The following is a 13,579-nucleotide window of genomic DNA, read 5'->3' as shown; positions in this document are numbered from 1 at the left end:
CCGTTGTGCCGTGTCAGTGGAGGCGCATTATAGGGAGTTCTTCTCCGCTGACAAGAGGAAATTTAAAAAAACTTTCTGAACGTTCACTTTCCAGGCAACATGCCTGAAGAACGACCATCATCGCCTGGTTTATAAACAAAAACGAGCCCCGAAGGGCCCGTTTTTCATATTTTGCGAGTTACTGCACAGCGACGATATGGTCGTCACGCACTATCAGCTCGATAGTTTTACCGGGCACCAGCTCTCCGGAAAGGATTTGCTGCGCCAGAGGGTTTTCAATCTGCTGCTGAATGGCGCGTTTCAGCGGACGCGCGCCATAAACCGGGTCGTAGCCGTTCTCGCCAAGCAGTTGCAACGCGTCATCCGAGATGTGCATTGCATAACCGCGATCTTCGAGGCGCTGATAAAGCCGCTGCAACTGAATTTGCGCGATAGAAGCAATATGCTGCTGCCCTAATGGATGGAACACGACGACTTCATCAATACGGTTGATGAATTCCGGACGGAAGCTCTGTCCGACCACGCCCATCACCAGCTCTTTCATGCTCGCGTAGTCCAGCGCACCAAAACGCTCCTGAATCAGATCGGAACCGAGGTTGGACGTCATGATCACTACGGTATTGCGGAAATCGACCGTTCGGCCTTGGCCATCCGTCAGACGTCCATCGTCCAGCACCTGCAACAGAATGTTGAAAACGTCCGGATGCGCTTTTTCCACTTCATCCAGCAGGATAACGGAGTAAGGACGACGACGAACCGCTTCAGTCAGATAACCGCCCTCTTCATAACCGACATATCCCGGAGGCGCGCCCACCAGACGAGACACCGAGTGTTTTTCCATAAACTCGGACATGTCGATACGCACCATCGCGTCGTCGCTGTCGAACATAAAGTTAGCCAGCGCTTTGCAGAGCTCCGTTTTACCAACGCCGGTCGGCCCGAGGAACAGGAACGAACCAATCGGCCGGTTCGGGTCGGAAAGCCCGGCGCGGCTGCGGCGAATCGCATTAGAAACCGCTTCGACCGCCTCATCCTGGCCAATGACACGCTGATGCAGATCCTCTTCCATACGCAGAAGCTTGTCGCGCTCGCTTTCCAGCATGCGGGAGACCGGAATACCGGTCCAGCGCGCCAGCACCTCGGCGATTTCCGCGTCGGTGACTTTATTACGCAGCAGTCGCATCGTTTTGCCTTCCGACTGCGTGGCGGCGGCGAGCTGTTTCTCAAGCTCAGGGATTTTGCCGTACTGCAGTTCGGACATCCGTGCCAGGTCACCCACGCGGCGCGCCTGTTCGATGGCGATTTTCGCCTGCTCAAGCTCTGCTTTAATGGTCTGCGTACCAGACAGTGACGCTTTTTCCGCTTTCCACTCTTCTTCCAGTTCAGAATACTGGCGCTCTTTGTCCGACAGCTCATCGTTCAGCATATCGAGGCGTTTTTTACTGGCCTCGTCAGACTCTTTCATCAGCGCCTGCTGCTCCAGCTTGAGCTGGATGATACGGCGGTCGAGCCGGTCGAGTTCTTCCGGTTTCGAGTCAATCTGCATACGAATGCTGGAAGCAGCCTCATCGATAAGGTCGATGGCTTTGTCCGGCAGCTGACGGTCGGCAATATAACGGTGCGAAAGCGTCGCCGCCGCGACAATCGCCGGGTCAGTTATCTGCACATGGTGATGCAGTTCATAGCGCTCTTTCAGGCCGCGCAGAATCGCGATGGTATCTTCCACCGACGGCTGGGCCACGAACACTTTCTGGAAACGACGCTCCAGCGCGGCGTCTTTTTCGATGTACTGCCGATATTCGTCAAGCGTCGTGGCGCCCACGCAATGCAGCTCACCACGCGCCAGCGCCGGTTTAAGCATATTGCCCGCATCCATCGCGCCATCGGCTTTACCCGCGCCGACCATGGTATGCAGCTCATCGATAAACAGGATGACGTTGCCTTCCTGTTTCGAGAGATCATTCAGCACGCCTTTCAGACGTTCTTCGAATTCGCCGCGGTATTTCGCACCGGCCACCAGCGCGCCCATATCCAGCGCCAGCACCCGACGCCCTTTCAGGCCTTCCGGCACTTCGCCGTTAACAATACGCTGCGCCAGCCCTTCGACGATGGCGGTTTTACCTACGCCAGGCTCACCAATGAGCACCGGGTTGTTTTTGGTACGACGTTGCAGAACCTGAATCGTACGACGGATTTCTTCATCGCGGCCAATGACCGGATCCAGCTTGCCCTGTTCGGCACGCTCAGTCAGATCGACGGTATATTTTTTCAGTGCCTGCCGCTGATCTTCGGCACCTTGATCGTTCACGCTTTCGCCTCCGCGCATATTTTCAATCGCTTGTGTGACGTTCGCTGTCGTGGCGCCCGCAGCTTTGAGTAAATCCGCAAGCGTACCGCGCGACTCCAGCGCCGCCAGAACAAACAGCTCTGAGGAAATAAAGTTGTCGCCCCGTTTCTGCGCCAGCTTGTCGCAGAGATTAAGCGCCCGTACCAGATCCTGAGACGGTTGAACGTCGCCGCCGGTGCCTTCCACCTGCGGCAAGCGGCTCAGCGCCTGTTCGATATCGGTACGTAACTTCCCGGCATTCACGCCAGCGGATGTCAGCAATGGGCGAACGGAACCGCCTTCCTGGTTTAACAGGGCGCTCATGAGGTGAAGGGGTTCGATAAACTGGTTGTCGTGCCCCAGTGCGAGAGACTGGGCATCGGCGAGAGCAAGCTGGAATTTATTGGTAAGACGATCCAGACGCATAACTCCTCCCATAACAGGTCAAAATTGCTACTGGAGATTAAATGAGGTCATCCCTCAATTATTCAAGGTTAATGGCCTGAAATATGTTGAGCGTTAGTTATCCGTACCGGATCGTCTTGATTCACTAGGTTATATCAGCCAAATGAAACTTGCCAGACGACCTGTCGTTCTGTCGCGGCGATACGAGAAGAAATCGTGGCTTTCGCTCAGCGTGCAGCGCTCTCCACCATAAACGGCGGTCACGCCCATTTTTGCCAGACGCTGGCGCGCCAGCAGGTAGATATCGGCGAAGTATTTCTCGCCGTGCGGGCGAAAAGCGGCCGTGGCGGCGGGGTCTTTGGCGATAAAGGCCTCGCGCACTTCGGGGCCGACTTCAAAAGCCTGCGGGCCAATCGCCGGACCAAGCCAGGCCTGAATAGTGGCAGGCGGCGCGCGAAAACAGGCGACGGTCTCTTCAAGCACGCCTTCGCACAGTCCGCGCCAGCCCGCATGCGCCGCCGCCACCTCGGTGCCGGACGCCTCGCAAAACAGCACCGGCAGGCAGTCGGCGGTCATCACCGCACACACCGTACCCCGCTCGCGGGTATAAGAGGCATCCGCGCGCTTAGAGGCATACGGCCCGCCATCAAGATGAAGCACCTCTTTGCCATGGACCTGTTCAAGCCAGACGGGCGCGGAAGGGAAATTTGCCGCCTGATAAAAACGTCGACGGTTTTCTTCGACATGTTGAGGATTATCCCCGCAGTGCGCGCCCAGGTTTAACGCGTCATAAGGCGGCAGGCTGACGCCGCCGTGGCGGGTAGAGCTACAGGCCGCGACGCCCGAAGGCAGCGGCCACTGCGGAGTAATCAGTTTCATAACCAGTCCACGCCGTCTTTATGAGCTTCGAAATCGGCACGCAGCGCGTCGATAAGATCGACCATATCCTGCGGAATTGGCGCATGCCACTCCATCAGAATGCCGCTAACAGGATGATAGAGACGCAGCATCGTCGCATGGAGCGCCTGGCGGTCAAACTTACGCAGCGCCTGAATAAACGCCTCGCTCGCGCCTTTTGGCGGACGCGGACGGCCGCCATAAAGCTGATCGCCTACCAGCGGATGCGTGATATGCGCCATATGTACGCGGATCTGGTGCGTACGGCCGGTTTCGAGGCGCAGGCGCAAACGGGTGTGAATCCGAAAATGCTCCATGATGCGGTAATGCGTCACCGCCGGTTTGCCCATCGGGTGCACCGACATGTGCGTGCGTTTGGTCGGGTGGCGGCTGATAGGCTCGCTGACCGTACCGCCCGCCGTCATATGACCGATCGCCACCGCCTCATATTCGCGGGTGATTTCGCGAAGCTGCAGCGCTTCGACGAGACGCGTCTGCGCCGGAACGGTTTTCGCGACCACCATCAGGCCGGTCGTGTCTTTATCCAGACGATGCACAATGCCCGCGCGCGGAACATCGACGATAGGCGGATAATAGTGCAGCAGCGCGTTCAGCACGGTGCCGTCCGGGTTGCCGGCACCCGGGTGAACCACCAGATCGCGCGGCTTATTGATAACCAGGATATCGTCATCTTCATAGACGATATCGAGCGGGATATCCTGCGGCTCGAAGCGCGCTTCTTCTTCTATTTCAGCATTGATGGCGACACGCTCTCCACCCAACACTTTCTCTTTCGGCGTATCGCACATCTGGCCGTTTACCAGCACGCGCTGGTCGAGGATCCATTCTTTTATGCGTGAACGTGAATAATCCGGGAACAATTCGGCCAAAGCCTGATCTAAGCGTTGACCGAGTTGTGACTCGGACACCGTTGCGGTGAGTTGTACTCGTTGTGCCATATACAGCTTCTTCGTTAACGTTGGGTTTTACGGCTTTGCCGTTTAATATAGTGTGCTATTGTAGCTGGTCTTAATCGGGAGCTGGAACAGTGAAACTCCCGCATAACATCTGAGGAAAGTCAAAACGTCATGACGCGCATGAAATATCTGGTGGCAGCCGCCACGTTGAGCCTGGCTTTGGCGGGCTGCTCCGGTTCTAAGGAAGAGGTGCCCGATAATCCGCCTTCAGAGATCTACGCGACTGCGCAGCAAAAGCTGCAGGACGGTAACTGGAAAGCGGCAATAACGCAACTGGAAGCGTTAGATAACCGTTATCCGTTTGGCCCTTATTCTCAGCAGGTACAGCTGGATCTGATCTACGCCTATTATAAAAATGCCGATCTGCCGCTGGCCCAGGCCGCTATTGACCGCTTCATTCGCCTTAACCCGACCCACCCGAATATCGACTACGTGATCTACATGCGCGGCCTGACCAATATGGCGCTGGATGATAGCGCGCTGCAGGGCTTCTTCGGCGTCGATCGCAGCGACCGCGATCCGCAGCATGCGCGCGACGCGTTCCGCGACTTCTCGAAACTGGTGCGCGGCTATCCGCAGAGCCAGTATTCAACCGACGCCACCAAGCGTCTGGTCTATCTGAAAGATCGTCTGTCGAAATATGAGCTTTCCGTTGCGCAATACTACACCAAACGCGGCGCGTGGGTTGCGGTTGTGAATCGTGTGGACGGTATGCTGCGTGATTATCCGGATACCCAGGCGACCCATGAAGGTCTGGGCCTGATGGAAAACGCCTATCGCGAGCTGCAGCTCAATGCGCAGGCGGATAAAGTGGCGAAAATTATCGCCGCGAACAACACCGGCGCCTGATCCTCGCTTCAGCGTAAAAAGCCAGCCCACCGGGCTGGCTTTTTTTATGCCGTTACTCTCCGGTCCAGCCCGAGCCGTCGATAAAGATCACCCGGTCATCCAGCCACTCGCGCACGATGTTATCAGCGCCGTTACGGGCATTTTCCGCCGTCCAGCCACGATCTTTCTGAAGCCATTCCGTGGTCGCCTTGCGCGCGGGCTCAAGCGCCGCCAGCGCTTTTTCACGCTGCGCTTTCGGCCAGGCGGCGTCATCCTTCCACTCGCGGATCTCGTTTTCAGACTCACGCGGCTTTTTACCCGCCTCCGCAGGTTTGAGGTAATCCTCAGGCTTAACAGACACGTGTAGTTCAAAGATCCGCCAGTCCGCATAGCTGGAAAACTGAATGGTTCCGGCGTCTTCACTAACTTTGCTCAGCACATCGCTAAACGCATCGTTGAGCGCCTTCCAGGCAGGCGAGCTGAAAATCGCGGCCTGCGGCGCACAAATCGGCGCGGCGCCATCGCGTGACGAGCCATACAGTGCCCCGAACGCTTCATAGGCGGCCTGGCCCTGCGCCGGGAAAATAAAACAGTGTACGTACGGACGATCGTCATCGTTTCCGTAGTCGAGCCTTTCGATATGCATACGCAGCAGCGTCAATACCGCCCGGTCTTTACTCTCTTTTGGGTCGCTGTCGATATCTTTTATTATGGAGTAAGCGAAATCATCGTCCTTCAGACCGTCCATGGCCATCTGGTGACGCTTACTGGCCTCCTGCGCCGTCACGCCGCTGGCAGGCACGAAATGGTTGAGATAAACCAGCCACGCGGAGGCGATCGGCGTCTGATACTGGCGCAGCTTATCAGCCGCCGTGGCCGGGGCTGTCGGGATAAGGCTCACCGCCGCATCGAAATTCTGCGTCGCGCGCTGTGCAATCGCGTTGAGCGCTTGCGCGCGCGGGGTCATGGAGGCTGTCAGGCACGCGTTAAGCTCGCTCGCGCTACCCGCGCAGGCGTTGCGCGTTTTAAGCCACGCGCGCTGTTCCGTGCGTAACGCCGCAGCATCCTGCGCAGTCATGCTTCCCGTCGCGCGCAGGTAACTATCATTAATTTTGCTGTCGAGCTCGCCGAGCGGCGGTTGCTGGCAGATGGCGCGCTCAACGGGCGTGCCCGCTTTATCGCAGTCAAATGACGCGGCGGCGGCAGGCGCTGCGCTACAGGCGAGCGTTACACAGAACGTAAGACGGCGAAGCGCCGCCAGCCGGGAAGTGGCTTTCATAACAATCCTTTTTATGTAAAGACCTGCACATTCAGGCAGGCGGTAATAACGCATTATTGCCGAAGCCGCCGTTTTCGAGGAGCTCTTAAAAAAGGTACAGGCATGAAGTGACGGAAAAATGTTCGCAAACGCAGGATTGATGAAGCTTTAAACAGGAAGGGCAATGAGGTTAACTCATCAACTATGACCGCTTTTCACGAGGCCGACAAGGGAAATCCGCCCTCTTCCTGTCCTGACTCACAAAAACGTTTTATTGACAAAAAGTGACAAAATTAAGTGATCTGAATCACGCAAATTGACGCTGGGGCGGTTATGCTGAAGTTACCAAGACGGGAAAGACAAGAGGTAACATTTATGACAATGAACATTACCAGCAAACAGATGGAAATCACCCCCGCTATCCGCCAGCACGTCGCCGACCGTCTCGCCAAACTTGAAAAATGGCAAACTCATCTGATCAATCCGCATATCATTTTATCTAAAGAACCCCAGGGGTTCGTCGCTGACGCCACCATCAATACGCCTAACGGGCACCTGGTCGCCAGCGCCAAACATGAAGATATGTACACGGCCATTAACGAACTCATTAACAAGCTGGAAAGGCAACTGAACAAGGTGCAGCATAAAGGCGAAGCCCGCCGCACCACTGGCTCCGTTAAAGACGCTAACCTCGCCGAAATCGAAGAAGAAGAAGAGTAAAAACTTCAGCGTCATCTTTTATCACGCGCCTTCGGGCGCGTTTTTTATTGACAGAACAAAAAGGGTACGGGTACTTTACCGGTATGCTTATTAAGGAATCTCTCATGAAGCAACACGCGTTTTTCTTCGCTTTCTTTTTTACCTTCCCCTGAACGGGAGGCGTGTCGTCGTACAGAAAGCAAGCGAAGACGAACTAACAGGCCTCCCACTCCGGGGGGCCTTTTTTATGGCTATACACAAGGTGGCGTTATGACTGCGGAAAACCCGTTGCTGGCCCTGCGCGATAAGATAAGCGCGCTGGATGAACAATTACTCGCCCTGCTGGCGCAACGCCGGACGCTGGCCGTTGAAGTGGGCAAAGCGAAACTCGCCACCCATCGTCCTGTCAGGGATATCGATCGCGAGCGGGATTTACTGGAGCGGCTGATTAGCCTTGGCAAAACTCACCATCTCGACGCGCACTACATCACCCGGCTTTTTCAGCTGATCATTGAAGACTCCGTTCTTACCCAGCAAGCGCTGCTCCAGCAGCATCTTAACCAGACCAATCCGCACTCCGCCCGTATCGCGTTTCTCGGCCCGAAAGGCTCTTATTCGCACCTGGCCGCCCGCCAGTACGCGGCCCGCCATTTCGATCAATTCATTGAAAGCGGCTGCGCGAAATTCCACGACATTTTCAATCAGGTCGAGACCGGCCAGGCCGATTATGCCGTGGTGCCAATCGAGAACACCAGCTCCGGCGCGATTAACGACGTCTACGATCTGCTGCAACACACCAGCCTGTCGATTGTCGGCGAGCTGACGCTGCCTATCGATCACTGCGTGCTGGTCTCCACCTCCACCACGCTTGAGAAAATCGAAACCGTCTACAGCCATCCGCAGCCGTTCCAGCAGTGCAGCCAGTTCCTCAAACGCTACCCGAACTGGAAAATCGAATACTGCGAAAGCACTGCCGCCGCGATGGAGAAAGTCGCGCACGCCAGCTCCCCGTATGTCGCCGCGCTCGGCAGCGAAGCGGGCGGCGCACTGTACGGTTTGCAGGTGCTGGAGCGCAACCTCGCCAACCAGACGCAGAACATCACCCGCTTTGTGGTGCTGGCCCGTAAGGCTATCAATGTGTCCGATCAGGTGCCGGCGAAAACCACGCTGTTAATCGCCACCGGCCAGCAGGCTGGCGCGCTGGTCGAAGCGTTACTGGTTTTGCGTAATCACAATCTGATTATGACGAAGCTGGAGTCGCGTCCGATTAACGGCAACCCGTGGGAAGAGATGTTCTATCTGGATGTTCAGGCGAACCTCCATGACGCCGCGATGCAGCAGGCGCTGAAAGAGCTTGCGGAGATCACCCGGTCGATGAAAGTGCTGGGCTGCTACCCGAGCGAAAATGTGGTGCCGGTCGACCCGGCGTAACCAGAGGCGGCCGGAAACCCGGCCGCTTTTTTCATCCTTTGAATCGCGGCTTTGGCAGCCCCGCGACGCTGACCTCCAGCGTAAAGAGCGCGCCGGAGAGCGGAAACTTCGCCAGCTCCTCCAGATCCATGTTTTCGCGCGTGCTGGTGATATAAATCGTTTTCATCTCCGGGCCGCCAAAACAGACCATCGTCGGGCAGCGCACCGGCAGGCGGTACTCTTCAAGCTGCTCGCCGTCTGGCGAAAACCGCGCGATGCGGTGACCGTCATACATGGCCGTCCAGTAGCAGCCTTCCACATCCAGCGCCGCCCCGTCCGGGATACCTTCGCCTTCGCCAAAGGTTTTGAAAATTTCGCGTTTGCCCGGCTCGCCGAGCTCGTCAAGCGGCGTGCGATAAATGACGCCTTTCGGCGTATCCGAAGTGTACATCCAGTGTTTATCCGGACTGAAGGCAAGCCCATTGGCGCCGTGAATATCACTCTGGATAACATGCGCGCTCAGGTCATTGTCCACCCTCACCAGCAGCGCGCCTTTGTAATCGCCAGGCGCCCAGAAGGTGCCCGCGTAAAAGCGTCCATCGTGGTCGGTGCCGCCGTCGTTAAAGCGCGCCAGCGCCGGGTTATTAGGGTTATCGCAAACCTTCTGCCCGAGAATGCCGCGCTCGTCGGCAAGCCAGATGCCGCTGCGCAGCGCGACGATAAAACCGCCCTTCTCACGCAACGCGAAGCAGCCCACCTCTTCCGGGAACTGCCAGACCCGGTGTTCGCCGCTTTGCGGCTGATAGCGATGGATCTCCTGCTCCAGGATATCGGCCCAGTAGAGCGCCTGCTCCTGCGCGTCCCAGGTCGGGCATTCCGGCAGATGGCCGGTGTAATCAAACAACAGCTGCGGTTGCGCCATTTCGTTCATCCTTTTTCGCCATAAAAAAGCCAGCGGAACTGGCCTGCTGGCTTTTGAGTATAAGCGGATTTTGCGTTACTGGCGGCTGTCGTTCGCCTGGCGCAGCAGCGCGCGGCTCTCCTGCTGGAATCGCTTCGCATAATCGCCGAACCAGTGTTCAACTTTACGGAAACTGTCGATAAACGCGCGCTTATCGCCCTGCTCCAGCAGGCCTATCGCCTCGCCAAAACGCTGGTAGTAACGCTTAATCAGCGCCAGGTTGCCCGGCGACGACATAATAATGTCCGCGTAGAGCTGCGGATCCTGCGCAAAGAGGCGTCCCACCATCGCCAGCTCCAGCCGGTAAATCGGCGAGGAGAGCGCCAGCAACTGCTCAAGCTGTACGTTCTCTTCCGCCAGATGCAGGCCGTAGGCGAACGTCGCGAAATGGCGCAGCGCCTGGATAAACGCCATGTTTTGATCGTGCTCGACCGCGCTGATGCGGTGCAGCCGCGCGCCCCACACCTGGATTTGCTCAAGGAACCACTGGTACGCCTCCGGCATGCGTCCGTCGCAGTAGACCACCACCTGTTTGGCGAGGCTGCCGCTGTCCGGCCCGAACATCGGGTGCAGACCCAGCACCGGGCCGGCGTGCACTTCCAGCATCGCCTGGAGCGGCACGTTTTTCACCGAGGTTAAATCCACCAGCACGCAATCGTCAGGCAACGCGGGCAGCTTGCGGATAATCGCCTCAGTGAGATGCACCGGCACGCTGACAATCACCATCCCGGCGTCCGCGCACAGCGTCTGCGCCTGCGGCCAGTCCTGCTGTTCAAGAATTCGCACCTGGTAGCCGGAAAGCGTGAGCATTTTTTCAAACAGCTGGCCCATCTGGCCGCCGCCGCCGACAATCACCACCGGGCGCAGCGCCGGGTTAAGCGTTTTAAATCCTTTATCGTTTTCACTGGAATAGGATTCACGCATCACGCGCCGTAACACGTCTTCGATAAGATCCGGCGGCACGCCGAGCGTTTCGGCCTCCTGACGGCGCGACGCCAGCATAGAGGCCTCGCGCTCCGGCACATAAATCGGCAGGCCGTAACGGCTTTTCACTTCACCGACTTCCGCTACCAGTTCCAGACGGCGCGCCAGCAGCCCCAGCAGCGCCTTGTCCACTTCATCAATTTGATCGCGCAACGCGGTCAGTTCAGCCACCATCGTTAACCCCTTACGCCAGGCGCGCCGCCAGCGCCCCTTGCAGACTCTGATGAAGCTCGCGCAGCAGCGCCTCGGTGGTTTCCCAGCTAATGCAAGCATCAGTGACCGAAACGCCGTACTTCATGGCGCTGCGCGGCTGTTCGGAGGACTGATTGCCTTCATGAATATGGCTTTCAATCATCAGACCGATAATGGAACGGTTGCCGTCTTTAATCTGCGCCACCGCGGATTCCGCGACGCCCGGCTGGCGGCGGTAATCTTTATTCGAGTTGCCGTGGCTGCAGTCGATCATCAGCGCCGGACGCAGACCCGCCTGCTCCATCTCTTTTTCACACTGCGCGACATCCGCCGGGCTGTAGTTTGGCGCTTTGCCGCCGCGCAGGATCACGTGGCCATCCGGGTTGCCCTGGGTTTGCAGCAGGCAGACCTGGCCTGCCTGGTTGATGCCGACAAAACGGTGCGGCATGGCAGCGGCGCGCATTGCGTTAATGGCGGTTGCGAGACTCCCGTCGGTGCCGTTTTTAAAGCCGACCGGCATTGAGAGGCCGGACGCCATTTCGCGGTGCGTCTGGGATTCCGTGGTACGCGCGCCAATCGCGGACCAGCTAAAGAGATCGCCTAAGTATTGCGGGCTGTTTGGATCGAGCGCTTCGGTTGCGAGCGGCAGCCCAAGGCTGACCAAATCTACCAGCAGGCGGCGCGCGATTTTCAGCCCCGCTTCCACATCAAACGAGCCATCCATATGCGGATCGTTAATCAGCCCTTTCCAGCCGACCGTGGTGCGGGGTTTTTCAAAATAGACGCGCATGACAAGGTAAAGACTATCGCTGACCTGTTCGGACAGGGTTTTAAATCGACGAGCATATTCCATCGCGGCTTCAGGATCGTGGATCGAGCAAGGTCCACACACCACCAGCAGACGCGGATCGCGACCGGCGATAATATCGGAAATGGTCTGACGAGAGCGCGCGATCTGCGCCTCCTGTTCAACGGTCAGCGGGAACTGGGCTTTGAGTTGTTCGGGAGTGATTAACACTTGTTCATCGGCGATGTGAACGTTATTCAGCGCGTCTTTTTGCATGATGGCGATCCTGTAAGTTTGCTCGTTGCGATAGTTTTTCCTCAGCGAGGAGGAGTAAACAATATCACAGGTGGTAAAGATTTCAATCCATAATACGTACCGATAACTTTACAAAAAGAAAATAAATGCCGCTTGAAGCGCATTCATGTGTAACCATAACTTTACAAAAAAGAAAGGCGGGTTTCCCCGCCTCATGCTTATACCGCATCCTGCGCAAGCGGTTTACGACGCCCCTGCCGCCAGCGCCAGTGATCCATAACGACCAGTATAGCGAGGCTGACGCCCATTACCGGCAGCGCCAGCCCCAGCAGCGCGGCTATGGCTATCGTGATCACGCGCCAGATAACCGGCAGATTCAGCCAGCCCTGGCTCAGCGTCGCTGCCGGGCTAACCAGCGGCCCCTGCGGGCGACGCAACCACCAGAGCCGGTAGCCGAGCGCAATCGCGACGCACAGGGCGATGCCGAAGGCGATAAGCAACAGCTGGTTCGGCAGGCCGAACAGGATGCCCATATGGAAATCGACGCCCCAGCGCGTCAGCTTCGCCATCAGTGGGTAATCCGCAAAACGCGTGGTATCGATAACCTGAAGCGTGGCGCCGTCTACCGCCGCCGCGTCCACCTGGGTGGGCCAGGCGCGGTCGATTTCCGTGACTGTCCAGGCGCGCCCGTCTTCACGCGGTGGACGAATTTCCAGCCTGCGTGCGTCAATGCCGGTGTTTCTCGCCGCCTGCAACACCTGATCATACTGGCGCGCATCGATATGCAGCGCTGGCATGTTCATCGCGCCGTGATGCATATGGTGCTCCGCATGCGGATCGTGCGCCTGCGCCCCGCCATGCAGTTGCGTGTTGACCTGCGGCGTCAGCCAGTCAAACGCGGCGCGCATTTTATCGACGTTCGCGCCCGCCCACTGCGACCAGGTGAGCCCGGTTGCGGAAAAGAGCAGCATACCGGCGAGCAGTACCCAGCCGAGGCCGGTGTGCAGGCGACGCGTTGTCTGAAACGCGTTTTTCATACGCCGTTTCGGTCGGGTAAAGCACCAGAGCGCGATACCGCCGAGCGCCGACACCCACATCCATGAGGCCGCCAGTTCACTGTAGACGCGCCCGACATTGCCAAGCAGCAGCGAGCGGTGCGCGTAGTCAATCCACTGGCGCAGGGGCAGAATGCCGCTGGTGCCATAGACGGTTAAATCGCCTTTTACCGCAAGCGTCACCGGATCGATAAATATCGCGCGTGATTCCGATTCGCCAAGCGACGGGTCAGCAAACATCACCCGCGTGGTTTCGCCCGGCGTTAACGCTGGACGCACCGCCGAGAGGCGCAACTCGCCGCCGGTTTTTTGCTCCGCTACCGCGATTTGCTGCGCCAGCGGCTGAGGCGAGCCTGACGTCGCTCCCGACAGCGCATCGCGATAGAGCCAGTTTTCGAGCTGCGGGGTCGCGACATAGAGCGTTCCCGTCAGCGCCGCGATGAAGATAAACGGCCCGATAAACAGGCCAGTATAGAAATGAAGGCGTCGCAGCAGGTTTACCCATGCCGCGCGCGGAGTGCAGGAAGTCATACTTTTCCTTCTTT

At 57.6% G+C, this 13,579-nt stretch carries 12 protein-coding genes and 1 other annotated feature; of the genes, 4 read left to right on the top strand and 8 right to left on the bottom strand.

What is annotated here, in order from left to right:
* Positions 1 to 178: 178 nt before the first annotated feature.
* The 3 genes from clpB to rluD form a co-directional block, all read right to left on the bottom strand.
* Positions 179 to 2,752 carry an ATP-dependent chaperone ClpB gene (clpB, locus tag AACV31_RS08420; protein WP_015742157.1) on the bottom strand — a complete coding sequence of 858 codons (2,574 nt, stop codon included), beginning with the start codon at positions 2,750 to 2,752 and terminating at the stop codon, positions 179 to 181.
* 129 nt (positions 2,753 to 2,881) lie between these two features.
* Positions 2,882 to 3,610 carry a purine nucleoside phosphorylase YfiH gene (gene yfiH, locus AACV31_RS08415; protein ID WP_165157021.1) on the bottom strand — a complete coding sequence of 243 codons (729 nt, stop codon included), beginning with the start codon at positions 3,608 to 3,610 and terminating at the stop codon, positions 2,882 to 2,884.
* The gene (gene rluD / locus AACV31_RS08410) at positions 3,607 to 4,587 is read right to left on the bottom strand and encodes a 23S rRNA pseudouridine(1911/1915/1917) synthase RluD (RefSeq protein ID WP_032806713.1); all 981 of its coding nucleotides are present in this window, start codon (positions 4,585 to 4,587) and stop codon (positions 3,607 to 3,609) included. The genes yfiH and rluD overlap by 4 nt, the downstream gene beginning before the upstream one ends.
* Positions 4,588 to 4,716: 129 nt before the next feature.
* Here rluD and bamD point away from each other — a divergent pair, with 129 nt between their 5' ends.
* Positions 4,717 to 5,454: an outer membrane protein assembly factor BamD gene (bamD, locus tag AACV31_RS08405; RefSeq protein ID WP_007763376.1), complete on the top strand. Its 738-nt coding sequence runs from the start codon at positions 4,717 to 4,719 to the stop codon at positions 5,452 to 5,454.
* Between the two features lie 52 nt (positions 5,455 to 5,506).
* On the opposite strand, the gene AACV31_RS08400 is transcribed toward bamD, so the two are convergent.
* Positions 5,507 to 6,712: a lysozyme inhibitor LprI family protein gene (locus tag AACV31_RS08400; RefSeq protein ID WP_165157019.1), complete on the bottom strand. Its 1,206-nt coding sequence runs from the start codon at positions 6,710 to 6,712 to the stop codon at positions 5,507 to 5,509.
* Between the two features lie 354 nt (positions 6,713 to 7,066).
* On the opposite strand from AACV31_RS08400, the gene raiA reads away from it, so the two are divergent.
* The 3 genes from raiA (at position 7,067) to pheA (ending at position 8,821) form a co-directional block, all read left to right on the top strand.
* The gene (gene raiA / locus AACV31_RS08395; RefSeq protein WP_007700931.1) at positions 7,067 to 7,411 is read left to right on the top strand and encodes a ribosome-associated translation inhibitor RaiA; all 345 of its coding nucleotides are present in this window, start codon (positions 7,067 to 7,069) and stop codon (positions 7,409 to 7,411) included.
* 103 nt (positions 7,412 to 7,514) lie between these two features.
* Positions 7,515 to 7,639 (top strand) — a sequence feature (Phe leader region).
* Positions 7,516 to 7,563 (top strand): pheA operon leader peptide PheL, encoded by a 48-nt coding sequence (gene pheL / locus AACV31_RS08390; protein ID WP_192961017.1) that lies wholly within the window; start codon positions 7,516 to 7,518, stop codon positions 7,561 to 7,563. Its footprint overlaps the feature before it by 48 nt.
* 21 nt (positions 7,640 to 7,660) lie before the next feature.
* The gene (gene pheA / locus AACV31_RS08385) at positions 7,661 to 8,821 is read left to right on the top strand and encodes a bifunctional chorismate mutase/prephenate dehydratase (protein WP_075197629.1); all 1,161 of its coding nucleotides are present in this window, start codon (positions 7,661 to 7,663) and stop codon (positions 8,819 to 8,821) included.
* A 31-nt stretch (positions 8,822 to 8,852) separates the two neighbouring features.
* Here pheA and AACV31_RS08380 read toward each other — a convergent pair whose 3' ends face one another.
* From AACV31_RS08380 to AACV31_RS08365, 4 genes are all read right to left on the bottom strand, one after another.
* Positions 8,853 to 9,722: an SMP-30/gluconolactonase/LRE family protein gene (locus AACV31_RS08380; RefSeq protein WP_445227744.1), complete on the bottom strand. Its 870-nt coding sequence runs from the start codon at positions 9,720 to 9,722 to the stop codon at positions 8,853 to 8,855.
* A gap of 75 nt (positions 9,723 to 9,797) precedes the next feature.
* Positions 9,798 to 10,919 (bottom strand): bifunctional chorismate mutase/prephenate dehydrogenase, encoded by a 1,122-nt coding sequence (tyrA, locus tag AACV31_RS08375; RefSeq protein WP_015742165.1) that lies wholly within the window; start codon positions 10,917 to 10,919, stop codon positions 9,798 to 9,800.
* A 10-nt stretch (positions 10,920 to 10,929) separates the two neighbouring features.
* The gene (gene aroF, locus AACV31_RS08370; RefSeq protein WP_041923843.1) at positions 10,930 to 12,000 is read right to left on the bottom strand and encodes a 3-deoxy-7-phosphoheptulonate synthase AroF; all 1,071 of its coding nucleotides are present in this window, start codon (positions 11,998 to 12,000) and stop codon (positions 10,930 to 10,932) included.
* Positions 12,001 to 12,197: 197 nt separating this feature from the next.
* Positions 12,198 to 13,565, bottom strand: coding sequence for a PepSY-associated TM helix domain-containing protein (locus tag AACV31_RS08365; protein ID WP_165157015.1), 1,368 nt, complete (start codon positions 13,563 to 13,565; stop codon positions 12,198 to 12,200).
* Positions 13,566 to 13,579: the final 14 nt, after the last annotated feature.

Source organism: Cronobacter sp. EKM101R (genome assembly GCF_963888145.1).
In the GTDB taxonomy this organism is placed as follows: domain Bacteria; phylum Pseudomonadota; class Gammaproteobacteria; order Enterobacterales; family Enterobacteriaceae; genus Cronobacter; species Cronobacter turicensis.
Note: the sequence above shows the minus strand (reverse complement) of the source record. Positions and strands in the feature narration are given on the sequence as shown.

Bases quoted from the DNA above. Each gene is read 5' to 3' on its own strand.
- clpB (WP_015742157.1), bottom strand. From the start codon at position 2,752: ATGCGTCTGGATCGTCTTACCAATAAATTCCAGCTTGCTCTCGCCGAT.
- yfiH (WP_165157021.1), bottom strand. From the start codon at position 3,610: ATGAAACTGATTACTCCGCAGTGGCCGCTGCCTTCGGGCGTCGCGGCC.
- rluD (WP_032806713.1), bottom strand. From the start codon at position 4,587: ATGGCACAACGAGTACAACTCACCGCAACGGTGTCCGAGTCACAACTC.
- bamD (WP_007763376.1), top strand. From the start codon at position 4,717: ATGACGCGCATGAAATATCTGGTGGCAGCCGCCACGTTGAGCCTGGCT.
- AACV31_RS08400 (WP_165157019.1), bottom strand. From the start codon at position 6,712: ATGAAAGCCACTTCCCGGCTGGCGGCGCTTCGCCGTCTTACGTTCTGT.
- raiA (WP_007700931.1), top strand. From the start codon at position 7,067: ATGACAATGAACATTACCAGCAAACAGATGGAAATCACCCCCGCTATC.
- pheA (WP_075197629.1), top strand. From the start codon at position 7,661: ATGACTGCGGAAAACCCGTTGCTGGCCCTGCGCGATAAGATAAGCGCG.
- AACV31_RS08380 (WP_445227744.1), bottom strand. From the start codon at position 9,722: ATGGCGCAACCGCAGCTGTTGTTTGATTACACCGGCCATCTGCCGGAA.
- tyrA (WP_015742165.1), bottom strand. From the start codon at position 10,919: ATGGTGGCTGAACTGACCGCGTTGCGCGATCAAATTGATGAAGTGGAC.
- aroF (WP_041923843.1), bottom strand. From the start codon at position 12,000: ATGCAAAAAGACGCGCTGAATAACGTTCACATCGCCGATGAACAAGTG.
- AACV31_RS08365 (WP_165157015.1), bottom strand. From the start codon at position 13,565: ATGACTTCCTGCACTCCGCGCGCGGCATGGGTAAACCTGCTGCGACGC.